General features: G+C 52.6%; 23 protein-coding genes and 1 pseudogene. 7 read left to right on the plus strand and 17 right to left on the minus strand.

Annotated elements, in window-relative coordinates; translation table 11 throughout:
* Positions 1 to 12: 12 nt before the first annotated feature.
* Positions 13 to 426 (plus strand): transcriptional regulator, encoded by a 414-nt coding sequence (locus DVK06_RS12250; RefSeq protein ID WP_121600452.1) that lies wholly within the window; start codon positions 13 to 15, stop codon positions 424 to 426.
* A gap of 27 nt (positions 427 to 453) precedes the next feature.
* Here the strand turns inward: DVK06_RS12250 and DVK06_RS12255 are convergent, their stop codons facing one another.
* The 10 genes and pseudogenes from DVK06_RS12255 to DVK06_RS18685 form a co-directional block, all read right to left on the minus strand.
* The gene (locus DVK06_RS12255; protein ID WP_121600453.1) at positions 454 to 870 is read right to left on the minus strand and encodes a PIN domain-containing protein; all 417 of its coding nucleotides are present in this window, start codon (positions 868 to 870) and stop codon (positions 454 to 456) included.
* Positions 867 to 1,136, minus strand: a complete 270-nt coding sequence (locus tag DVK06_RS12260; RefSeq protein ID WP_121600454.1) for an AbrB/MazE/SpoVT family DNA-binding domain-containing protein — start codon at positions 1,134 to 1,136, stop codon at positions 867 to 869. Before DVK06_RS12260 ends, DVK06_RS12255 begins: the two co-directional genes overlap by 4 nt.
* A 121-nt stretch (positions 1,137 to 1,257) precedes the next feature.
* The gene (locus DVK06_RS12265; protein WP_199718666.1) at positions 1,258 to 1,521 is read right to left on the minus strand and encodes a glycosyltransferase; all 264 of its coding nucleotides are present in this window, start codon (positions 1,519 to 1,521) and stop codon (positions 1,258 to 1,260) included.
* A 166-nt stretch (positions 1,522 to 1,687) separates the two neighbouring features.
* Positions 1,688 to 2,080 carry a type II toxin-antitoxin system PemK/MazF family toxin gene (locus DVK06_RS19790; RefSeq protein ID WP_369333403.1) on the minus strand — a complete coding sequence of 131 codons (393 nt, stop codon included), beginning with the start codon at positions 2,078 to 2,080 and terminating at the stop codon, positions 1,688 to 1,690.
* Entirely contained in the window at positions 2,022 to 2,426 is a 405-nt protein-coding gene (locus DVK06_RS12275; RefSeq protein WP_121600456.1) for a helix-turn-helix domain-containing protein, read from the minus strand. The genes DVK06_RS19790 and DVK06_RS12275 overlap by 59 nt, the downstream gene beginning before the upstream one ends.
* Positions 2,427 to 2,542: 116 nt before the next feature.
* Positions 2,543 to 2,797 (minus strand): annotated as a pseudogene (locus DVK06_RS12280) (glycosyltransferase family 1 protein); the annotation flags it as partial.
* A gap of 63 nt (positions 2,798 to 2,860) precedes the next feature.
* Positions 2,861 to 3,802 (minus strand): hypothetical protein, encoded by a 942-nt coding sequence (locus DVK06_RS12285; protein ID WP_121600498.1) that lies wholly within the window; start codon positions 3,800 to 3,802, stop codon positions 2,861 to 2,863.
* Complete coding sequence (locus DVK06_RS12290; RefSeq protein WP_233561696.1) at positions 3,799 to 4,587, minus strand: hypothetical protein; 789 nt, start codon at positions 4,585 to 4,587, stop codon at positions 3,799 to 3,801. Before DVK06_RS12290 ends, DVK06_RS12285 begins: the two co-directional genes overlap by 4 nt.
* Positions 4,584 to 5,456 (minus strand): hypothetical protein, encoded by an 873-nt coding sequence (locus DVK06_RS12295; RefSeq protein ID WP_121600457.1) that lies wholly within the window; start codon positions 5,454 to 5,456, stop codon positions 4,584 to 4,586. Before DVK06_RS12295 ends, DVK06_RS12290 begins: the two co-directional genes overlap by 4 nt.
* A gap of 370 nt (positions 5,457 to 5,826) precedes the next feature.
* Positions 5,827 to 6,012 carry a hypothetical protein gene (locus DVK06_RS18685; protein ID WP_158600077.1) on the minus strand — a complete coding sequence of 62 codons (186 nt, stop codon included), beginning with the start codon at positions 6,010 to 6,012 and terminating at the stop codon, positions 5,827 to 5,829.
* A 21-nt stretch (positions 6,013 to 6,033) separates the two neighbouring features.
* Here DVK06_RS18685 and DVK06_RS12305 point away from each other — a divergent pair, with 21 nt between their 5' ends.
* Entirely contained in the window at positions 6,034 to 6,552 is a 519-nt protein-coding gene (locus DVK06_RS12305; RefSeq protein ID WP_121600459.1) for an NUDIX hydrolase, read from the plus strand.
* On the opposite strand, the gene DVK06_RS12310 is transcribed toward DVK06_RS12305, so the two are convergent.
* The 5 genes from DVK06_RS12310 to DVK06_RS12330 form a co-directional block, all read right to left on the minus strand.
* Positions 6,524 to 7,789 (minus strand): glycosyltransferase family 4 protein, encoded by a 1,266-nt coding sequence (locus DVK06_RS12310; RefSeq protein ID WP_121600460.1) that lies wholly within the window; start codon positions 7,787 to 7,789, stop codon positions 6,524 to 6,526. The two genes, DVK06_RS12305 and DVK06_RS12310, sit on opposite strands and share 29 nt — an antisense overlap.
* Positions 7,790 to 7,810: 21 nt before the next feature.
* Positions 7,811 to 8,830, minus strand: coding sequence for an NAD-dependent epimerase/dehydratase family protein (locus DVK06_RS12315; protein WP_121600461.1), 1,020 nt, complete (start codon positions 8,828 to 8,830; stop codon positions 7,811 to 7,813).
* Complete coding sequence (locus tag DVK06_RS12320) at positions 8,830 to 9,840, minus strand: NAD-dependent epimerase/dehydratase family protein (RefSeq protein ID WP_121600462.1); 1,011 nt, start codon at positions 9,838 to 9,840, stop codon at positions 8,830 to 8,832. Before DVK06_RS12320 ends, DVK06_RS12315 begins: the two co-directional genes overlap by 1 nt.
* Before the next feature lie 530 nt (positions 9,841 to 10,370).
* Entirely contained in the window at positions 10,371 to 11,816 is a 1,446-nt protein-coding gene (locus DVK06_RS12325; RefSeq protein ID WP_121600463.1) for a sulfatase, read from the minus strand.
* The gene (locus tag DVK06_RS12330) at positions 11,816 to 13,183 is read right to left on the minus strand and encodes a sulfatase (RefSeq protein WP_121600464.1); all 1,368 of its coding nucleotides are present in this window, start codon (positions 13,181 to 13,183) and stop codon (positions 11,816 to 11,818) included. The genes DVK06_RS12325 and DVK06_RS12330 overlap by 1 nt, the downstream gene beginning before the upstream one ends.
* Positions 13,184 to 13,317: 134 nt before the next feature.
* On the opposite strand from DVK06_RS12330, the gene DVK06_RS12335 reads away from it, so the two are divergent.
* The 4 genes from DVK06_RS12335 (at position 13,318) to DVK06_RS12350 (ending at position 18,430) form a co-directional block, all read left to right on the plus strand.
* Positions 13,318 to 14,463 (plus strand): polysaccharide pyruvyl transferase family protein, encoded by a 1,146-nt coding sequence (locus tag DVK06_RS12335; RefSeq protein WP_121600465.1) that lies wholly within the window; start codon positions 13,318 to 13,320, stop codon positions 14,461 to 14,463.
* Positions 14,463 to 15,608, plus strand: a complete 1,146-nt coding sequence (locus DVK06_RS12340) for a glycosyltransferase family 4 protein (RefSeq protein WP_121600466.1) — start codon at positions 14,463 to 14,465, stop codon at positions 15,606 to 15,608. The genes DVK06_RS12335 and DVK06_RS12340 overlap by 1 nt, the downstream gene beginning before the upstream one ends.
* Before the next feature lie 159 nt (positions 15,609 to 15,767).
* Positions 15,768 to 17,252, plus strand: coding sequence for a sulfatase (locus DVK06_RS12345; RefSeq protein ID WP_121600467.1), 1,485 nt, complete (start codon positions 15,768 to 15,770; stop codon positions 17,250 to 17,252).
* A 305-nt stretch (positions 17,253 to 17,557) separates the two neighbouring features.
* Complete coding sequence (locus tag DVK06_RS12350) at positions 17,558 to 18,430, plus strand: glycosyltransferase (RefSeq protein WP_121600468.1); 873 nt, start codon at positions 17,558 to 17,560, stop codon at positions 18,428 to 18,430.
* A gap of 218 nt (positions 18,431 to 18,648) precedes the next feature.
* On the opposite strand, the gene DVK06_RS12355 is transcribed toward DVK06_RS12350, so the two are convergent.
* Complete coding sequence (locus DVK06_RS12355; RefSeq protein WP_158600078.1) at positions 18,649 to 19,641, minus strand: glycosyltransferase family 2 protein; 993 nt, start codon at positions 19,639 to 19,641, stop codon at positions 18,649 to 18,651.
* 214 nt (positions 19,642 to 19,855) lie between these two features.
* A complete protein-coding gene (locus DVK06_RS12360) occupies positions 19,856 to 21,271 on the minus strand; it encodes a flippase (protein WP_158600079.1) in 1,416 nt (471 codons plus the stop codon).
* 155 nt (positions 21,272 to 21,426) lie between these two features.
* On the opposite strand from DVK06_RS12360, the gene DVK06_RS18280 reads away from it, so the two are divergent.
* The gene (locus tag DVK06_RS18280; protein WP_147438071.1) at positions 21,427 to 23,373 is read left to right on the plus strand and encodes a hypothetical protein; all 1,947 of its coding nucleotides are present in this window, start codon (positions 21,427 to 21,429) and stop codon (positions 23,371 to 23,373) included.
* The last annotated feature ends 44 nt before the right edge of the window (positions 23,374 to 23,417 follow it).

Below are 23,417 nucleotides of genomic sequence, written 5' to 3' on the forward strand. Positions count from 1 at the left end.
AATATCCCACTCATGACCACACTCCATATCACCGTCGGCGACCGCGAACAGCTCCGCCAAGACACACTCCAGTTCGTCCGGGATGTCGACGCCGATGATCTCGACACCCAGGACGGAACGGCGACGCTCCAGTTCGGAACCTACGACGACTTCGTCGACAGCCTCACCCCGCTCCGCCTCGAGCTCATCCGCGCGATCGCGGCAGAGACCCCTGAGAGCATGCGCGAGGCGGCCCGGCTCGTCGATCGCGACGTGTCGGATGTCCACTCGGACCTGAAGCAGCTCGACGTGTTAGGGATCCTCACCCTCGAAGAAGGCGGCCCCAGCGGCGCGATCCAACCCGTCGTCCCGTTCGATCGGATCGAGGTCCACATCGACTATCCCCTCCTCGATCGCGGCGACGCCGATACCGCTGCGAGTGCGTAGCGGGAGCTCTCAGCCCGCGCTCCCCCATCACAGGATTACGGTCTCAATCTCATCAAGACCAGCAAAATCCGGGTCGCCAGAATAGAGTGTGTCACAGTCGTCGTGAATGGCGGCGGTTGCGAGATGTATGGCGTCTGCGTACGACAGTTCCCGTTCTCCCGGGTCATAATATTTGAATCGAAGCTCCGCAGCATACGCGGCGACTTCGTCGATTACCGGCATACTCTCGATATGTTGGAACTCTCCGATCGCACGAACTGCTCTTTCCGCTGTTTCGTTGTCCTCGACGACACGCGTTCGATATGAGACCTCCGCGATGATCGTTGGCGCAATGAGTCCACCCTCTTTGGGCGTGTTCGCGCGTTCGATGACCGATTCGGCCTCACCAGCCTTGTCGCCACTGAACACAAACTCGAGCCAGACCCACGAGTCAAGGAATATCACCGCGCATCTCCGTCGAGATGTGAGCTCCAAGCTCTCTTCGACTCCCGTCGCATCTTCTCGACATCGATGTCGTGGTCTGCGAGTTGCTTTTTGATAGCACGAAGCTGCTCGAGTGGCGGTTCCTTCAGCTGAACACGGATCGATCCATCTCCTTCAATGATGAACTCGACTTCTGTGCCTGCGTCAAGCCCGAGCTCGTCTCGGATTCGTTTCGGAATCGTCACCTGTCCTTTACTCGTGATTGTTGCGTCTTCTGAAACGGCCATCTCTTACTTGAATAGTTTTCTACTTACTATTAAATATGATCCTTACTTTTGTCGGATGAATCAGATCGATGTTTCTACAGATAAGCAAGGCGAGTGACTCGGGGCTTGACCCCGAGGCCGTTCACCACGTGCCGTCGATCGCGCGCCGATAGGCCGCTTCAGCTTGTGTGGCGATCGCGTCCCAGTCGTACTTCGGGGCGTGATCGACGGGAGCCGTCTTCGGCCGGGCGCCGCCCAGCGCGGCGTCGAGTCGTTCCGTGAGCGCGTCGACCGTGGGCTCGACCAGGAAGCCGGCGTCAGCGATCACTTCGTCGGCGGCCGACTCGGGGTGATCGACCGCGATGACGGTACAGTCCGCCGCCATCTCCTTCGCGACGGTGAGCACAGCTTCGTCGTCAAGGACGCCGCAAAACGCTACCCGATCGGCGTGGGTGAGCGAGTTCGCTTCTGTTTCATGCCGCTCACGTTTGAGGGCTCGTCGTGGAACAACAATTCCGAGAGATATCCCAGCTGATCAGTACAAAGCGTATTCATCGAATCCGACAAAATAATCAAATGTTTGATATAAGTGCTTTTTTGATTTCCTTCTCACCAACAGCCGTGAGCTTCCCGATTGGTTTTCCCTGCCTGATCGCACCCGGTGGAATCGTATACAGCGCCCACGGCATGAAATACGAATCCTTACTCAGTGAAATCCCTCTCAAGTGGGTATCTTTTATTTCGGGAGTGTATTGGTTCTGATATTTGTTGGCGCTCGTCCCGATACACATAATCGTACAGTCGGTTGCGCCGAACGGGTGCGTGTCGTGCGCCAAAATGACCGCCGGGCGGTCTGCGTGTGCTTCCGTCGGATCGCGAACCCAACAGACTGTTCCAGACGGGTGCCTACTCATGCCGGAGATCCGCTTCGAGCTCGTCGAGTTCGGCCTCCAAGTCCGCGTCATCTGGCTCTTCTGCCGGCGTCATCGCTTCGGGGTCGGGGTCGTCTGTGTCTCGGTGGTGCGCAAACAGTCGATTCACCTGATCAAGATTTGCGACGTATCGGTGGAGGTCATCACGCTCGGGAAGCGCATGGTAATATCCATCTTCAGTTTTACCCACGTATTCCTCGTCATAGAGGCGAGCAAGTGTTGTCGTGGCCGTCCCTCGTGGGATGCCGAGATCCTCATCGAGATCTTTCGGAGAGAACCCCCATTCGGGGTTTTGATACAGGTGCGCGACGATGTTTGACTTCGTGGTGCCCGGTCGAAGATCGAGTTCCGGATCGTGGGTTTCGAGGTAGACGGGCATACTGTACTAGCATGTAGTAGCGTGTAGTATATAGTAGTTTCTCAACTCACGTCCTGTGACGAAGTACGACGCTTCGGGTTTGCCCCCAGGTGAGCCGTGCCACCCCCGAACGCCCCTCACCACGTGCCGTCGATCGCGCGCCGGTACGTCGTTTCGGCCTGCTCGGCGATCGCGTCCCAGTCGTACCCTCGGGCGTGGGCGACGGGTGCCGTGGGCGGACGAGCGCCGCCCAGCGCGGCGTCGAGTCGCTCCGTGAGCGCGTCGACCGTGGGCTCGACGAGAAAGCCGGCATCGGCGATCACTTCGTCGGCGGCCGACTCCGGGTGATCGGCCGCGATGACGGTACAGTCCGCGGCCATCGCCTCGAGGAAGTTCTCTGTGCAAGTGCGATCATCTTTATTAGGGTGTCTTGTGGCCGCGTCGTCAGTGGTGCGTCAGGATACTTCGCCGCGTCTAACGCTCGCAAGCGCTCTGCCACCACGCTGGTGGTGGTCCGCAATCGGTCGAATGCGGAGCTCCCCAAAGCCGTACTTCGAGTGAGACCCGACGCGAGTGATCGCGTTTTTCGCCGTCTCGATCGGTCGATCGCCGCTGTAGCCAACAACTTGGCCGTGATCGACGGTCTCACACCGGAACACGTCCGCTCCTTCGACGATCCGCTCTTCGCGGTAACGAAGGATGGCTTCCTCGTCGACGGCCCACCACCATGGCACGTCGACATCGTTCGTGGACGGGTACTCCGAACGCAGGACGAAGGGGCTGATGAATGTGAGCGTGTACGCCTCCCTATCGCGGAGTCGACTGTAATCAAGCGCATCGAGCTCACTCAGCTGCGTGTCTTTTAGTTGGGTCCGGCCGTATCCGTAGTTCCGCTGCCCGCCGAACTGGAGCCCATCGAGTGTCGCCTGATCGAGGGGGAGAACATCCGGATTGTCCGCGTGAAGATACGCGTGGATGTACCACGTCGTCGTTTGGGTGTCGTACCGATGGTCGTCCGGTCGACCCATGATCGTCTCGGGGGCAAACGCTGGCTGGCCATGTTGTGTCCGGACCGGATGGGTGTTGAGCGCATCCCGTGGCTGTCCGTCGAGCAACCACGGTGAGGACGGCTCCCGAAACAGGAACAGATCGTCGTACGCGTTGACCTCCGGGAGCGACGATCCGAGGTACGGCTTCGTGCCGCTCTTCGAGTGCTCCTCGGGGAAGGTACCGAACTGGCCGGGCACGAACATGCCGTGGCTCGCGTGGAGTGTCTGTGCGGTGTCGGCATCGAGGCGTTGGCCGATCGCGTGATAGATCGCGTTGCCCGTCACGTAGTACGGATGACCGAGGTAATCGATCTCCAACTCCCACAGCACCTGCTGGATACGACTCACTGCCACGCACCCCCGTCACGGACGTCGTCGAGATACTGTAGCGCCGTCGACCAACTCCGGATGCGCCGCAGATTCGTATCGAGTACCCGCGCCCACTGGTCGGTGTCTGTGGCGAGCGGATGGGCAGGTAACCGCTGCCACGTCGTTGCCCACGAGCGGTGGGGATGGGATCCGAGACGAGCGTATGGCCGGTCCTCGCAGGTAGCTGCCGGCGAAATCCGGAGACAGAACCGCTCGTCGGTATAGATCGTTCGGTAGGGAACAAGGGTATCCCCCGGATCGACAACGAGTGCCAACTCGTCGAATCCGTGCCCAGCGCAGTAGTTGTCGACCAGGGCACCCACGAGGAGCGTGTGGTACTTGAGCGACGTGTAAGGGTAGTAGACGCTCTCGTTGAACGCGCTGACAACTGCGTTCGTGAGCCACGCGCGATGGTCGGCTTCGGGATCGGATTCGGTCACCAGCTCTCGGATTGTCGCCTCCGGGTCCGATCCGGTGATCGTCTCGCGTTGACTCCGTCCGGTACAGAGGGACAGTCGGTAGTGGCTCCCGTGGGCCTCGACGGTCTGTTGCGGCTGGCCCGCGGGCCGGCTGAGGGCCGCCGCATCACTGTCCGCCCCGTGGGGGACGGGGTCGTTCACGGGCACGCCCGCGAACATGTCGTCGGCGTGGTCGTGCGCGTCACCGGTGAGCTTGTGGATGTCGTGGCGGTACGCCACGAGGAGTTCGTTGGCGGCGCTGGTCGCGGGATGACCTGCGATCGCGCCGTTCAGTCGATCGCTCACGCGTGATCACTGTGAAGTCGGTCCGCGAGGGCGTTCTCAATCTCGGGACGATAGGACTCAGTCCACTGATCGTCTTTCTCTTCCATATCGGCTGTGGGTCCGTTCGCGCGGTTGAACGTGCGCTTCAGCTCGCGCTCCTCGTAGAGCGGGTTGATGAGCTCGCAGTCGACGATCCCGCCGCCGAAATTTCGCGATCCGCCGAGCTGGTGCATGAAGTCGGTGTTGTGGTCGTCCAGAAATGTGATCGCCTCGGCTACGAGCCCGAGAAACGCCGGCTTTGGATCGCGAAAGGAGAGCTGCCAGCAGCCGTCGAGGTTCGCGACGGCGTCGACCTCAGTGTTCCGGAGCGGTTCGCGGTTATCCTCGGGATTTCGAGAGACGACGTTTCGATTGAGCCGGCGATAATGGCCTTCCGCGTGGCCGCGTTCGTACTGGACGTTCGACCGAACCGGCGAAAACCGAATCGGCCGGCGCAGGAGTGTGCCGGGGACCCCATCGAAGCCGCCGAACAGGTCGAAGATGACACAGCCGTCGTCGTCGTGTGCCGGGGTATCGACGCATGCGCCTTTCTCGTGATACCCGGCATCGAGGTCCCGATCGTACACGTCGGTCTTTCTGAAGTTCGCGTTCGCCTCACCGGGATGGCACGCGGTACCGCCTCGTTTCTGGACGACCGACTCCATGCCGTGGCGCAGCCAGCCCGACAACGGATACGCGGGAATTATCCCGCCGATCTGGTTCTGTGGGTCGGTCTCCTCGTAGTTGCCACTCGACGCATGGTGGCGATCGGTGATGATCGAGTCTCCGACCACGAGCAGATCACACTCGATCCGAGCGTAGACATCGCGGATCGCATCGAGGTCAGTCATCGCTGCCCCTCGAACCAGTGTCGCGATGGCTTTCCCCGGGTGTCTGGCCTTGCTACGTGGGCGTGACCGGTGCCCTGTCCAGTGGGTGGTCTGAACCGTTTCCGCTGTCGTCGTGCCGGTGGATTCATCACCGGCGAGGGCTGATCGAACATGCTTCATCACTCCGGTGAAGCGCAGGGGTCGATGTCTCCAGCATCGGCCTCACTGTTGAGGCGTCCCGCGCTTCTGTAATCGATCCATCTCACGCCACGCACTTAATCGTTGCCTATGCGCAACAGTCCGGATGCGGTCCCGCGTTCACGGCCGGTCGACATTCCTAATTAACTCGACGTGGAATGGGTGAGATATCGTGGCTCGAACTCGCGCCCTCTTAACCGAAAATGACCGGCAGGTGCTCGCGGGAGCGAAAGGCGATCAGGATCGCCGCCGCAACGTCAAGTGGGAAGTAGAAAAGCGGATCGACGAGGAACTTGCCGAGGATGTCGAGGTACTCGCTGAGAATTATCCGGAACTTCTTCAGATGCTCCGGGAAGTCGTTTGTGAGGATAACTAACACCCTTTTTGATTTTGTTACATAATGATGGAATTTCCCAATTATTGTGGTGAATGCGGCGCAGAGCTTGAATCAAAACACATCGAGGGTCGTGAGCGAGCGTACTGCGGGCACTGTTCACAACCAGTCTATCGAAATGCGAAACCCTGTGGAGGCGTCCTCGTCATCGACGACGAACAGGTACTGTTAGTAAAACGAACAAACCCACCGGCCGTCGGGTCGTGGAGTCTCCCAGCCGGCTTCCTCGAGGTAGACGAACCACCTGAGCTCGCCGCTGCGAGAGAATTACGAGAAGAAACTGGGGTCTCAGTTTCTCCAGACGATCTCGAACTGTTCGAGACGAATCTGATCGATCACGGGGACGGAACACACGTCTTAGTCATCATCTACCGAACGACTCGGAGCGCGGTCTCTGGCGACGTACAAGCAGGCTCAGATGCGGGTGACGCACAGTTTTGGCATATTGAGGAACTCTTGGAGGCCGGAGAGTCAATCGAACTCGGTCACGAATCAATCATGCGTCAGGCGATTGCGGAGACGTAGTCCCGACAAGCATCCGGTAGTATTCGTCGATCGAGGCATCCGTCGTGAAGTTTTCTTCAAATGCGTGGCGCGCGTTGGTCCCTTGTCGATCCGCGAGCTCAGGGTCCGTTTGCCATGTCTCGATCGCCTCAACGATCCCTGATACATCACCCTGTGCAACATGGATCCCAGCGTCGAAGGTATCCACGATCTGCGACTCGTCATCATCTGGTTGAGCGATCGTGAGGACCGGTTCACCAGCTGCCATTGCAGTGTAGAGTTTGCTCGAGACACAGATCCCTTCGAATCCTTCTTTCACGGTGACGACAGAGGCGTCGGCCGAAGTAAGACTGTACGGAAGATCGTCCCACGGTTGATACGGAAGGAATCGAACCGTATCGCCACGCAGTCCAAGATCGTCGGCCAGCGAAACGATGGTGCCCTTGTTGTCACCCTCACCGATGATCAGGAACTGGACGTCTTCGTCTTCGAACTCTGCAGCCGCTTCGACAAGTGTTTCGAGGTCATGAAACTCCCCAATATTTCCCGAGTACAGGATGGTGAACTGGTCGACGAGATCGTGTTCTTCGCTGAACCAGTTTTCCGTTTTATCCATGGGCTGAATAAACTCCTCGTCCTCCCAGTTATGGATGATTTCGACCTTACTGTCGTCGAACTTTGGCCCCGCATTCCGGCTGATACGCTCTTTCATGACCGGACCAAGTGCGACGATGTGTTTTGCCGCGAGAAAGGCTCGCCGATTGAGCAGATCCCAGATCCGGTGGGGAACGCTCCCCTCGGGAATATACTCGAGTTCGACGGGCTGATCCGGATACAGGTCGTAGACGATATAGGTGTACTCCCAGCCACGAATGCGACAGACGAGCCACATCGCGACCGGAAGGAACGGCGGATTCGAGACGAAAACGACCTCACGCTCTTTCTGTGGACGACTCAAAAGTAGCGCAAAGAACATCCACACCGTGAAGATCGCCCAGTTGAACAGGCGACGTGGAATCGAGGATTGACGAACCTGTGGTGCGCGAATGCGTTTTATCTGAACACCTTCGTGAGTGGACACTCGGGGTTGCTTCTCATTATCGCCGCTGTGGTAGTTCGGTTGACCAGTGAGAACCGTCATATCCAAGCCACGCTTTTCGAGACCGACTGCGAGATCGGTCATGAGCTGGCCTGTCGAAGCCGTATCTGGATGGAAATACTCCGTGACCAGAACGTACTCCTTGTTTGCGTCGGCCATTAAAATATCCGAGACGAGAGGTTATCGTTCGTGGAGCAGCGTTTCGAGGTTCTCCCGAACGTACTCTTTGTCACGCGCGTCGACGTACCAGTCGAGCGTGTTCTTGATACCTTCTTCCACGGTGTACTCCGGCTCCCACCCAAGCAGTTCCTCCGCGCGGGTTGTGTCCGCGGCCCGGTGACGAACGCCCTGCGGCTTGTCGGTCATATAGTCAATCTCGTCAGGCTCCCAGTCGAGATCGTCGAAGATGATCTCGACCGCCTCGTTCATTGTGACGTACCGACTGATTCCGGCGTTTACTGGAGTCCCGTCTGTGATGTTCTCAGCGGCGAGCCGAAGGGCACGCGTGATGTCTTTGACGTAGGTGAAGTTCCGCGTTTGTTCCCCGTCACCCCAGATTGGGAACGGGTCCTGTTCCGCGTACGCCTTCGCCATGAACGCGACAATCGCGTGGGTCTCGTTCTCACGAGGGCCGTACGCGGTGAATATCCGGACGATACTCGTGTCGATGTCGTACTGCTCCTGGTAGGCTCGGAGGGAGCGTTCCCCCATCAGCTTCGCCCAGCCGTAGACTTCGTCGGCGTACGCCCCGCCACGCTCCTCGAAGCTCACCATGTCCTCGCGGAGTCGCTGGCGTTCCTGTTGGATGTCCGTCGGATACGTACAGGCGCTCGAGGCGAAGGAGATCCGATCGACGCCATTCTTGGCGGCAGACTCATACACGATGTTGTCGAGCGCCATATTCGAGGCACAGTTCGCCGGATAGTTTGAAATGTATCCTCGGCCGCCGTGGTCCGCGGCAAGGTGGAAGACGGTATCGATGTCTGCCGTAGCTTCGTCAGCGAACGACCGATCTTTGAGATTCCCGCTGACGATCTCGATCTGGTCCTCAACCGCCGAAAGATTCTCTCGTTCTCCGCTGGAGAAATCGTCTGCTACGCGGACATCTGCGCCTTCCGCGACGAGATCTTCAACAAGGTGGCTTCCGATGAACGACGCACCGCCGGTGACGAGCACATGCTCGTCGTTCCATTCACTCATCAGTCACCTCCGTCTGCGACGGCGGTCTGTTTAGTTCCTTCGAGTTCATCCTCTGCGTATTCGTATACACGTTCGAGTCCGTCGTCAAGCGCGACCGAGGGCTCCCAGTCGAGTGCCTCGTCCATTTTTGTCGTATCTGCCGCGTACTTGTCCGTCCCAGTCGGCATCGAGAGGTCGTGTTCGATGCTGAGGTCCTTTCCGCTGATTTTGATGATCTTCTCCGCGAGCTGGTTCATCGACACGACTTCTTTCGCGTTACCGATGTTGAGCGGTTCGCCGTCGACTTTCGCCTCCATCATCTCGATCAGACCGTCGACGAGGTCGGTCACGTAGATGAATCCACGTTCCTGGGTCCCATCACCGAACAGTTCTATCGAGCCACCGTCTTCGGCTTCGATGGCTTTCCGACAGAGCGACGGGATCACGTGACTACTGTCCGGGTCGAGGTTCTCTCGCGGGCCGTAGGCGTTGAAGATTCGGGCGCTCCCAGTCTTGATATCACTGTCTTCGTGATACGCATCACACGCGACCTCTCCGAGGACTTTCGCCCACCCGTACGTGCTATGGGGGTTCGCGGGGATCGCTTGATCCTCACTGAACTGGTTCAGGTTGTCGTGTTGTTGCCGGTAGATACAGGCGCTCGACGCGAAGAGGAACCGATCGATGTCGTTGATCCGCGCCGCCTCCAGCAGGTGTTGATTCATCAGTACGCTCGGGGTGAGCCCGCCGATGTTCTCACGCTGAATGAAGTGGATCCCACCAACGCTTGCAGCAAGATGGAAGACGTGGTCGATTCCTTCGGTCGCCTCGATACATCCCTTATGCGTCGTGAGATCAGTCGGTCGGATTTCAACCTCGTCAGCGAGGTGCGCGATCCGTCCGTGCCCCTTTGTGAATTTGTCCGCAACGACGACATCCGCGCCACGCGAGTGTAGTTCCTCAGTCAGGAATGATCCAATAAACCCGGCTCCACCAGTTACGAGTACCCGCTCTTCTTCCCAATCTACCATACACACGAATACTTGTCAGCCGCAAATAATCTTGCTATTACGTCATCGATCAGGACACTTAGTCAGAGATAACCGAGATCCTCGAGACGGTCTTCAACGCCAGTCTCGAGAATCTTGATTAAACACAATATGGAAATCAGATAGCGTTTCTTCTGCCAAAACGCGGATTTCTATGGATTTTTATCGTTGACCCTTAATCAGGCCCGAATCTTTCCGTAGAGAATTCCGCAATAACGGCATCGAACCGTTACACAAATACCAGATCTTGAGTCCGCTTGACCGCATTCACAGCACCCACATTAACACTGATTGGCACAACTGCCACACAATGAATTGACAGTCATTTTCACATTGGGTGTACGTTTAACAGAGCCACCCGTGTGTATTGCTAGTAGCTAGAGTTCTGAGAAATATATCTCAAATCTCGAATTCAACTCCAGCCAGAGTGTGTGGTATTGGTAAATTTCTGCCGTGTGCCAAAACTACAGAACCTTTTAGGGTATTATTTGATTTGATGATTATACGTTGTGTCACTCAATATATCCCATCTCACGTAGTTGTTTCTCAGTCTGCTCATCAAGCCCATTCTGTACATCAGACGGGCCTTCAGTAGATTCGGTATCCTTGAGTTTCGCTCTCCAGTCTGCCAGTTGTTCTCGGAGTTCGTCTACGTGGCCGCTCGATTCTACCAAGTTTTTGCTTTCTTTTGGATCATGCTGGATATCGTAGAGCTGCTCAGAAGTTTCTCCGAAACGTCGGTGTAGAAAGTAAACTGGATTCGTCAGCACCTGGAGCATGAATTCTGGATCGATAAGCTTCTGTAGATATGGCTGGATACCACGGTTCGGTGATTCAGTCTTGATGTACTTCAGGCGCTGTCGCCGAACAGCGTAGAACGAGTTCTGGATGTCCGCATAGTCGGTTTCTGAGTAAACGACGGATCGCCCCCGTTTCAGCACAGACCGACCCGAGACGTCGTCGTCCATCTGTGACGGATTGTCGACACCGAGGTAGTCCAGCGTCGTCGGCATTAGGTCGATCAAACTCACCAGTGCGTCGTCACCGTCCCACTTCGGTTGGTCGTTGGGATAGCGAACGATGATCGGAACGCGCATCAATTCCTCGTAGGGAACGTGCGAATGGCCGACGTTGCCGTCGTGGTCACCGAAGGCTTCCCCGTGGTCGCCCGCGAAAATCACCATCGTGTCGTCGAATACGCCATACTGCTCCAGGCGATTCAGCAGGTTGCGGAAGGCGTGGTCGGTGTGTCTGATCTCACTGTCGTAGAGGTCGATCAGTCGCTGGAAGTCGTCTTCGCTCGACGCACGACGGAGACTCTCGCGTGTGCCGTCAATCGGCCCATCATATTCAGCATCGACGTACTCCTCGAAGCCGTCTGGGGGCTGATACGGGTCATGTGGGTCTATCGTCCACAAGAATGAGAAGAACGGTTCTTCCCCATCTTGTTCGAGGACTTCTGTTTCGAATCGATCGATAACCTGCTTAGCTGTTGGGAACACGACACGCCCGGACTCGTGTTCAAGCAGTTCATCACCAGCCGTCGATTCAGTGCGATGTGACGTGAGCGACTCGTCTTTGTAAAGGTCAACGAACTCATCGAAGCCACAGTCGAAGCCAATTCCCGAAGAGACGTTACCAATCGCGGAGATCCCGACCGTATTGTACCCGTTCTCCCGAAGAATCTCCGGCCAGCGGGGTAGGTCACAATTAAAGAAGTCGTCGAGCGTATTCACACCGTGTACCGACGGGTATGTTCCGGTAAGGATCGACGGTGCGACGGAACGTGTCCAAGTTGATGGCGTGAACGCGTTCTCGTACCTGGTGTGTTCTGTAGCGAATTCGTCAATATTCGGGGTCGTCTCGCGTTCGTAGCCGTAACACGAGAGATGATCGGCTCGGAGTGCGTCGCTGATGAAAACGAGGACGTTCGGCTTGTCGTTTACTGGCTTGCTCATCACTTGTACCCCAGTTGTTCAAGTCGGTCTTCGACATCCCCGGATACGTCGGGGGACGATACTTCCGTTCCTCCGCCCTCAAGACCACTTAAATGACTCTGTAATGTTGTCTTCAGTCGCTTTCGGGTCTCGGTTCGTTCGGCTGCGATGTTGGTTCGTTCTCCCGGATCGTTTTCCATATCGTAGAGCGTCTCCCAGTCCGACGACATGTCTTGGACGTACTTCCAATCTCTATTGACGACCATAGCCTTCCCCTGATTCGGGTCACCGGTATGACCGTATACGCCTCTGTCGTCTTGCTTGGTGAAATCGTCTGAGAGGATATTCCGACCAGAACACGCGTCGGGAACTGGAACGCCCACACAGCTCAGCAGGGTGGGGAACACGTCGACATTTGATACAGGAACGTCCACTCTGTCCCCTTCCGTGTCCGGCTGTCGGAACATGATTGGGATGCGCGAGACCTCTTCGTGGAACTCATGTGGGTGTCTGTAGTAGTCGTGTTCGCCGAAAGCCTCACCGTGGTCGGAAATGAGACCAACAACGGTATCCTCAAATCCGAGATGTTCATCGACAATTTCTAACAGATCCCCGATACAGCCGTCCACGTACTCTACCTCCCCTTTGTAGAGCTGTTTTAGTTCCTTTCGATCGGCTGTCGATAACCTATCCGGTGAGTTGACCATCTGTTTCTGTAACTGGATCGCTCGCCGGGAATCGACGCCTGAACTCCGGGTATCGTCTTTCGGTAGATACGGGTCGTGAACGTCCATATAGTGGACCCAGGCGAAGCAGGATTCTGAGTCCGTAGTCTTGAACCACTTCTCAACCATCCGGTTCAGCTCTTGACCCTTAACGTAGGGAACTCCGATGGTTTGCCCGGTAACGTACTCCATCAGGGAGTGAGTCCGTTCGATGAGTTTGTATGCGAGCGTATTTTTTGACTCTCCGAAAAACCGCTCCATCACTAACTTACGAGACTTCTCCATGACTGATTCCTCGTCACTCCCGGACCGAAACGTATCGAACCCGCGTCCGTATCCGAATTCTGGCCCAAGGTACGGGTTAGAGTGGAACCCTCCAGTCCGGTAACCGTGTTGCTGCATCCAGTCAGCGATGTGTGGTCGATCAGGGACGATACGGTCGTATCCCCCGTACTCCCAAGGATACGTTCCGGTTAGAATAGACGGGAAAGATGCCCGAGTATGGGGTCCGTTGGCGTAGGCGTGCGTGAAGACTGTGGACTCGTCGGCAAGAGAATCGATATTTGGTGTCGGAACGGCTTCCTGTGTGTCAGCGTATCCCAAATGGTCTTGGCGCAGAGCGTCGACAGTAATCAAAACGACGTTCTTAGATTTCCCATCCATTGAATCGGCATTGATAGCGGAAATTAATAGTATCTTGCTTTATGAGATAGGGGATAGAGTGAAACAGTCTTCCCACCTGATTATGTACAACAATACCACGCTATCTATTGAGGGCTTGCTACGTTGACTTGGACATGACAGACTTGACGCTCGTAATCGGATACTTTGGGTTCGGCAACGCGGGTGACGACGCTATCGGGCTTGCGACCGTTCGCCAGCTTGCGAAGAGATCCACGCTGAGACAGCTCATCGTAACTACCGGTCCGGAACCAGTATTCGAGAATGACGATGTTCAAACAATAACCTATTCGGTAGGTAGTATCTTCAGGTCGATCGCGAAGGTCGACAGAATCGTTATGACAGGTGGAACTCACTTTCACACTCAGGGTGACTCCTACGACCGAGTGAAGGTGTTCTCGTTCTACATTCTGGCGATACTCTGGGCGAAGCTCTGGAGAACGGAAGTCGATCTGCTCGCCCACGGGATTGGTCCCATCGACGGCCGCTTCTACCGGACTCTCACCACACTCGTTGTGATGCTGGTCGACAACGTATCAGTGAGGGACGAGCGCTCGCGGGAGATTGTCGAATCATTGCCGAGTCCCTCCAAAATCTCGCCCGTATTGGGCTTCGATGTGGCACCACTGCTCGATCGAGTCGTTCGCAGAGACGATCCTCAGTCGGAATCGTCGAGCGGTGAGTCATCAGCCGACTTGACGATAGGTATTTCGCTCACTCCTGCGTACGAGAAATATTACGACGACCCGGAGAAAGACGACGAGATAGTGACTGCTGTAGCTGATGCCATTCACCGCGTCGCCGATGGGCACCGAAACGTCGAGAGAGTGGTGGTCTTTGTCTTGCACACCGGTGAGTTCAACGACGATGTCTCTATGTCTCGGGCTCTGCTCTCTGAACTCGACGGGGTGAGCACGGAGTTACGATTGTACCAGAATGACCCCGAATCGTTTGTCAGAAGTATGAACAAAGTGGATAGAGTTATCGGTATGAAATATCACTCGCTCGTATTCGCATTCCTCCAGGCAGTTCCCACCCTTGCCGTCTCGTACCATCCGAAGTGCCAGTGGTTTCACGAATATACTGGCTACAGTTCGGACGCAACGGTGAGCATGGACGACGCAGTCAGTAGTGGCATCCAGTCTGAGGTCGAGGAGCTCGTACTGGCGGGCGAGAGCTACGAACCATCTATGAGCGTCGACGAGGCCGAATCACTGGCACGACAGTCGTTCAAAGCGATTCCGGAAGAGAGATCGAGATAATGAGAGTACTGCACTTTCTACCTGGCAATACAGTCGGTGGGATATCGATTCAAACGCTGGATGTGTCCGAGACGCTGAACGACCGGGGATTCGAGAATGTCATCGTAACTCCTGAAGAAAGTGGAGACTTCCTTGAGATGGCTAGTGAGCGGGGAGTAGAGACCGCTAAATTACCTTATTTCCTGCCCAAGCACTTCGACTCGGCTCGGGCACTCATGTGGAATCTACGATGGCTCGCAACGTTACCAGCCTCTGTTTTGAAGATACGACGACGCTTTCGCGAGCAAGATTCCGATGTCGTGCACCTAAACGGCCTCATGATGTTACAGCCGGCACTTGCAGCGAAGCTTGAGGGGATTTCAGTCGTCTGGTACCTCGTGAGCGACAACATCTACCCGGACTGGCTGGTCAGAGCCGTGATTCCATTCGTCAACTATCTGGCGGACGAGATCGTCCTCATCTCCGAATCCAATAGGGAGTTCTATATGCAGCAGGGAAAGGATGTCAGCGTCATTCCAGGGGGTATCGATACGTCGCAGATCGCGCCTCGAGAGGTTGACGAAACGGCCGTTGCGGAACTGAAGGACAGGTACGGGATCGGTCCGGACGATACGGTCGTCGTTACCCTCGCGAAAACACACCCGATGAAGGGGCAAAAGTACGCGGTTGAGGCGATAAGCAGGATGGACCGCGACGATGTCACTTACCTGATAGTCGGTCCGGAGCGTGATAAAGAGTACACTGACGAGTTGCGGGCGATGATTCAGTCGCACGGACTCTCAGATAGAGTACATATCACGGGATTCGTAGACGAAAAAACGACTGCACTCGGTGTGGCGGACGTGTTCCTGCTCCCGTCGCTTGGTGAAGGGACGCCCTTGGCGATAATGGAAGCGATGGCAATGGAGGTCCCGACAATCGCAACTTCAGTCGGCGGTGTTCCCAACATGCTGGACAACGGCGACGCTGGGCAACTGGTTCCCCCATCGGACCCCGATTCGATAGCTAAGGCTATTGAGGGATATATTTCCAGCCCGGGGTTGATGCGACGGCATTCTAAGAGAGCATCGGAACTCGCGGAGACTGAGTTCTCGATACAGAATATCTCCGACAAGTACGCGTCGGTCTATCGCTCGCTACGTTAGCCTGGTTTCGCTATCGCTCGAACTACACTCGAGAATTAGGTCTGTGTACAGGATTCGCGTTCTAACAGAGTGCATGGACTAACCCTCCGAGAGCGAGAGCTGTGTCAGTGCTTTTAGACAAGTATAAGAGTGGTACACTTATTCCATCATTTATCAACAATGGGCCAGACAAGGCCACAGGAACACACTCCGAACATCGTAATACTCGTGCTTGATACGGCACGGGCGAGGAACTTTTCTTGTTATAGTCACGACCGCCGAACGACTCCGTCGATCGATTCCGTAGCAGAGGAGGGAACGAAGTTTGAGGAGGTCACCTCTGTGTCACCGTGGACACTTCCCAGCCACGCTAGCTTGTTTACGGGTGTGCCGCCGACAATCCACCGGACGAATTCTCTCGATAGTAGTTTACCGGATTCCTTGGAGACGCTTGCAGACTACGTGAATAGACACGGATATCGAACGGTCGGAATGGCCAACAATCCGTGGTTTTCCAGCGAGTTTGGATTGACAAGAGGATTTGACGAGTTTCATGAGTTGTTCACCCTTTTCGGGGGCGACAGTTACCGTAGCTTTGTCAACATCCTTACCGACAAGAGTAGATCGTTGCCCGACCGTCTCGACAAGCTACTCTCCGAACAGTCGGTACCATCACTCATTAAAAACGGTATGAATGCTGCCTACCGGCAACTCGATTATAGAGACGACGACGGAGGGAAAACGGCCGTCTCGAAATCACGCGAAATCATTGGTGAAGATCAGCCTTACTTGCTGTTCGTGAACTTCCTTGAGCCGCACCTCCCTTACGAACCCCCAGAAAGCCACAGGCGGGAGTTCATCCCTGAGCACGTGAGTGATGCCGAAGTGGAGAACGTCAACCAGAACGCTCGCGAGTATAATGTTCGGAACGTCGAGATGGACGACGCCGATTTCGACATCCTTGAGCGACTCTATGATGCCGAAATCAAGTATACAGACGAGCGAATCGGTGAAATAGTAGGCGCGCTCAAACAGACGGGTGATTGGGAAGACACGATGCTATTTATACTGGGTGACCACGGTGAAAACATCGGGGATCATCAGCTTATGTCACACAACTATAGCCTCCACGAGACGCTGACGAAGGTCCCACTCATCACCCACTTTCCCAAGTACCTCGGGATGATCGCCGATGCCAACTCGAGGGTGAGTACTCTCGACATTCCTGCAACCGTCACGGATATACTTCCGGATGTAGGTGGTGCCGGATTTGAGGAAGTCCAAGTCGGCACGTCGCTTTTTGACTCCGACAGTCGGCCCATAGTCGCGGAGTATCTAAATCCGGTCCCGCCGGTGGAGAAAATGGAAGAAAGATGTGAAAATCCGGAGTTCGATGTGTCGGTGTACGACCGCAGACTGCGAGCGATATACGCAGACGGATACAAGTTCGTTCGAGGATCTGATGGAACTAGAGCACTCTACGATGTCGTCAAAGACCGGGATGAGGCGGAGAACGTTGTGAACGACAACTCAGAGAAGTCCTTGGAACTTGAGACTCGCTTGGACGAATGGATCGAACGGCACGAACGGCAAAGTCTTGAGGGGTCTGACGGGCTCGTCCAGGAGAACGTTGAAGATAAGCTAGAGGATCTTGGATATCTGTAGATTCATTCAGTGCCCAGAAGTCCGTGCCCACATAGTGGTTAGATGTACAATATGAGAACCTGTTCAGTTGCTGGTCTCGCCTATCAATCGTTCGAAGAAATTCTAGGTACTGTAGACCTCAAACCACCTGCCTGTGGCATTTTGTCCTGTCAGTGACGCCGGCGTCAGTTTCCGTTCAAGTGAGTTACTCCGAAGGAACTGCTTGAGTTAGCACCATTCAATAAAATAATCCTCGAAATTAAGTGGCTAAAGATGGGTATTCCTATAGTCAGAGTTAACAGTGGACCGGAATTTAGCCAGTAATAATGCCCACGGTCTCAGTAATCCTCCCGGTCTATAATGGAGAAGAATGGATTAAGGATTGTATCTCAAGTATAACTTCACAATCTGTAGAAGACATCGAAATAATAATCGTGGACGACAACTCAAAAGACGGTTCGGTAGACAAAATTCAGGATATGAACGATTCTCGGATAAAGCTAATAAGACACGATACAAATCGTGGGGTGCCTGGAGCCCGTAATACTGGAATAGAAAGCGCAAGAGGCGACTATATATGTTTCATTGATCAAGACGATCGGTGGGTCGAGGAGAAATTGGAGAAACAGCTCCAGGTTTTCAAGGATGGTGATGATAGACTTGGAGTTGTATACGGCGATGTTATCATCATGGATGAGAATACAACACTGAAACAAAGATTATCCACTGAATCGGTATCTGAAAGCCGTTTAGATAGAATTAAAGACATATTCTTGTCTAATCCCCCAATAACTATTACTACCATGATTAAGAAGAAGTGCTTTGATTTGCATGGATTATTAGATGATTCCTTGTATGGATGTGATGACTATGAGTTTTGGTTGCGTATCGCTGGAGACTTTACATTTGAGTATATCCCTGAGCCGTTGGCGTACAAAAGAGAGCACAGCAAAAACACCTCTGGCAATATAAATAAAATGACTGAAGATAGAATATCAATTGCAAATGAGTATATTAACGAGTATCCACAACTTCGTGGCGTTTACAAAAAGCGGATCTCTGACATTTATCTCATAGCTTCATATAGCCATTTTATAGATCGGAATATGTCAGAATCAATGAAAAATATCCATCGATCGATCGTTGCAGACGCTTATAATGTCATTTCTTCTCCAGCCCGGCTAATTAGGATGAACTGATTTTGGCTACCCGCCAACTCTTCTCAACCAAGTCGAGGAGACCGATCTCCATAGCCAGAGTCGTATTCTTTGGCTTCGTCCTTCTAATCCGTGATAGCCACCGAATATATCGCTATTCAACGTGGCACTCTTGTGAGGTTTGTGGCATCTTTGGACCAGACACTTTACGACCTATTCATATCTCAAGCGATTAACTAGACAGTGACAGCTAATGAAGATTATAGATCAATAATAGGTTTGAGAAAAACCATAGTAATGTCATTCGCAGCAGTTCGAATCCCGTAATCGAATTGGGAGTAAGAACCTGTAGTTAGATTGCAATATATTGCTGAGATCCCAGTAATCAGACTTTCTCCACATAGGGCTTCAGATCGTCTTTGTTCGTACCTGACCTTCTTTTTAAGAAATTTTTCGAGCCATGATTTTTCCGGACCGAGTTCAGAGTCCTCACAGGATCTCACGAATTCATAAACCTGTTGCCAACGCTTGATGCGGGATTGTTCATATCCAGATTTAAGATTATCTTGAAATTGTTCGACTATGTTTTTATTAGTAACTCCGACTTCCTGTTCATCGTGTTGTCGATATCGAATAAGTTCTTCGTCAATGGGGATGAGTCCGCCACGGAGTGCTGCGTGAACGGCTAAGTAGTGATCATGTGGCCACCCCTCCGGGAGCGGGAGGAGATGGTCTGTCCACCTAGCATCAAACATAATCGTTGCTCCTTGAACAAAATTACGTTGTGCAAGTTCACGTACTATTTTCGTCGGATTTGGCTGTGTTTGTGGCTTGTACGATGGTGAAACTTCTGACCATAGATCTCCGACCGGTTCCAAGGTCTTCGTAACTACCGATGAATTATGACATGCAAGAATTGCGTTTGACCGTTGGAGTGCTGATGCTTGGTGCTTAATTTTCATTGGATTCCAAACATCATCTTGATCAGAAAGGGCGATATAATCACCCGAACAGGCCTGAATTGCCTTCTCGAAGTTTTTCACAATACCCTGATTCTCCTCGTTTTGTTTAACGTCAAATAATTCGGGATAGTCTTGAGCATAGTCTTTGAGAATCGCCATTGTCCCGTCAGTGGACCCGTCATCCCGAACAACGATTTCGCTAGGGCGATTTGACTGCTCGAGAATAGACTCAATTTGATCTGACAGGTAATCCGCACCGTTATATGTGCACATGGCGACGGAGATCTCCATACTTGGTTGTTTAGAATTGTCTACGGTAGTATATTGCTTGTTACTTCGCACGGGCAGCCCGTATGCCGCCAGCTCTCGAATGGCCATCTCGATTAGGTCTGGCTCCCTCTATGAACATCCTTATCCAGAAAAACCGGTCTCGTTCAGTCGTGAATCGATGAATTCCTAGAGGCAACTTCTTTCGCTCGGGTCTTAAGTCAGAGTTGAAGTAGCACTAATTTTTCATCTGAGTTATAATATCATTTACTACACCTCGAAGTGGGGAAATTGAATATGCTACTATACCGTATAGCAAGATTCCCATAATGATGAATCCGCTTAGTGTTACGATAGAGTCAATCTTGATTACCGTATTCATCACTAGGAGTCCAGCGGCCATAACGAACGACGCTACAATTGCCCAGAATATTTCTCTAAACGGAAGTGTGATTCTGACAAATTTTGAAAGATAGTAGGCATGAAGTGCTGTATTTACTGTAAACGATAGTAACGTGGCTATGGCCGCCCCGATAAGACCAAACCACCATACGAAGATCAGGTTAAGAACCACGTTTAATATAATTGCAATCACAGAAGAATTTGCAGCCAATCGTGGTTTGTCGATACCCTGGAGTGCTCGACCGATGATAACGTGTATTGTTTGGATTACCTTTTCACCCATAAGGATGACTAGCACTAACCAACCCGCACTGTATTCTTGACCGAATACGACACCTAACATATCCTGCGAGAGTAACAAGGTCCCGAAAAAGGCCGGGATCACGAGAAAGATAACCGGAGAAATCGCCTTGGGAATTAGATCCTCAATGCGATCGTTGTTTCCGCCAGCGTCAAGCTGGCTCACTTTCGGGAATACGCTTACTGCCATCGCCTGACCGAGTAACATTACAATAGTTGTTAATCTCCATGAAACTTCGTAAATGCTTACATCAGCTTGCGAAAGAAAGAGGCCAATTATTGCGAGATCCATCCAGTTGTATAGGAACCCACTAACCATTGAGACGGATGCGTACTTTGCGTAGTCCCACAGTGAACGGGCCGCCGACCAGGACCAATTTCCTGGTACGATTGACATTCTGTGTACTCCCCAAATCAGCATTGACACGTATCCTGCTATGAGGGCGTAAACGACGCCGGACACTCCAAAATCAAGAAATACGAATATTACTGCCAATCCAACGAACGTTGATTGTTGCGCGAAGGATGGTATTGCAATATCTCCAACACGTAGCTCTCCTTTGATTACGTTTAATGAAAACTTTGCTGCCTCTTGAAGAAAGAGTGCAAGTATTAGTAACGAGACGAGAGAAGCCCCCAGATATTCACTCACACGGTGTCTAAATAGTAATAGTAGTCCAGATATAGCAATTAAAGGAAGTAACTTTAACAGAATTGCTGTAGAGACCAGATCGCTAGCTGATTCTCCTTCACTCATTCGCTTCGTTACAGCGCTTCGAATTCCGAAGTCTACCGGAATAGCTAGGAGGCCGAGCAACGCCTGAAATAAAAAGAATGAACCGAGTACACCAGCGTCAAGCGTCCGAGTAAGAAATATCAATAAAATAAATCCAAGAATATTGCTTCCAAAATCCGATATGAAAACTTTGAGAGCCGATCGGGAGACGTTCACACGACATCGTTTAGAAGGCACCCCTTTATGAGTGATGGATTGGCCATTCGGCTCAATTGATTCCACAGCAGGTAGCAGGTAGATTGTCAGGATCAAGATAACCGATACAGCGTGCTAGCGATATCTTTAGTAGTCGCCATAACATTGAACGGCATGTGATTGCTGAACAGCAGAGAGAGAAGTTCTTCTCAATATTCTTTTTCCTGTCTGTATCAATTGCTGTTCTAGTACTAAGATTTCATTCGAAATCCGGGTATCATACAACGATATTTGATTATTTACCATGGTGGGGATGGCTATCAATCAGCTGTGTCTGGATCGCGGGCAGCGCGTTTATATTTGTCACACAACATCGAATATACGCGGTGCTCACGGCTGCGACTATGACCGTCCTCTTGCTATTTCTCCCGTCAATTCTTGTTGATGGGACAATTTATGGACCCGATAGTTATGCTAAAGCGGCACATGCGAAGTCTATCGTTCAAGCAGGCCATGTAAGTTTCAATAAGTACGTTGCGTTTCAAACCAATTCAGCTATTACATCTATTGTATCCTCTGCTAGTGTTTGGCGGCCTACTGTTTTGATTATGGGAGTCCTCTCACCGTTTGCTATTGTTTTCCTATTTCAGCATCTACTTCCAGAAAATATCGATAGTGACAGAGTTGGGCTTTCATTAGCACCATTGGTTCCTCTGGGTATGGGAACTTGGCTCTTCTCTCGCTCAATATATCACTCCAACCATTTGGCGTATCCGTTGGCTCTCCTCTTTGTGGCTGTTGCATTAAGAGCAGCCAATACTAGAGACGGTCGATATGTGCTGGTGGCATTCTCTATCGGTATGATTCTACCGTTCATCCACCCGCTCGTATTTGCTTTGGCGACTGCATCAATATTAATGCTGGCGGGCGCAAAAAGCATTACAAAGGCTTTGGAGGAGAATACACGTGATTACTCGCAGATCTCGATACTGAGTGTCTTGTGGTTACTGTTGCCGCTATCCATATATTATGTTTTTTTCAATATAATCCCATCTACAACAGACTCAGTTTTATCATTAATTGGAGTGACTTCCCTCCAACTTGGCGCCCCATCACAACCGATTTGTTTAAGTGAAACGGCTGCTGGTTGTGCCGATTTCAGTCTAATCAATTTTGTTCCCTACGTACTTTTTGGAGTGAGTACCGGTATCGTTGGATTACATATCCTGACACAGGTTCATAGGGCAATCCGTAATCGTCAATTCCCAACGGAATCTATTCTGCCGAGTGTAATGTATACCTCTTTTATCGGTGCATATGCCCTGAAAATGGTCGGAATCGGCATTAACCCAATTATTGTTCGTGTCCTTGGATTTATGACTATTTTCCAACTTGCGCTGTTATCGTGGACTCGGTCACAACCAGTATTGGAATTAGATAAGTGGACTAAGATAAAGTGGCCTATCGGTATATTCTACCTTGGCGTAATACTCGTTGGTGCTCTTGTATGGCGACTTAGAGAGGTTATTGAGCCCTCATTTGCAGTCCTTGTAATTGGCTTCGCCATAATTGGATCGATCACGGAACTCATTTCGAATCACGAACCGAGACGCTCCGTGGTCCTCGTAGTCGTTGTCCTCGCCATTTCTACACCGTTACTATTTCCATTCCTTGGGATCAACGGTCTCACCCCAAATCTGGGAGGGACGATCGCTGAAGAGCAAGCAGTTGACTTCCACGATGATTTCAGGTCGGAGCAGTCTGTAATAGCAGCTCGTCCCCGCTTATGGGGCATCCAGCTCTATCAGGATCCAACCTCAGTACCATCTGGATATCGGGGTAGTGCTTGGTATTTAAGCAGACTTACAGTTCCCGATGGGGCTACCCAATATCCGCTTTATTTGGGATATGATGGCGGACCTCGGTCTGGAGCACCTGATTACGTCTTGACATCTGGAGTGACTAAAGACTACACTCGATCGAGTTATACTGATAACAACGTATCCTATCACAAGATCTCTTCAGTAACTCCTGCGGATGTTACGCAGTCGTATAGATATCCACAACGTATATATACTTCTACTAACCAAACTGTTCTGTTTCATGTCAGTAGAGATGAATAATATATGATAATTGAGTGGTGAAGTCTCCGCAAAGATGGTAGAGT

Source organism: Halorubrum sp. Atlit-28R (genome assembly GCF_003665955.1).
In the GTDB taxonomy this organism is placed as follows: domain Archaea; phylum Halobacteriota; class Halobacteria; order Halobacteriales; family Haloferacaceae; genus Halorubrum; species Halorubrum tropicale.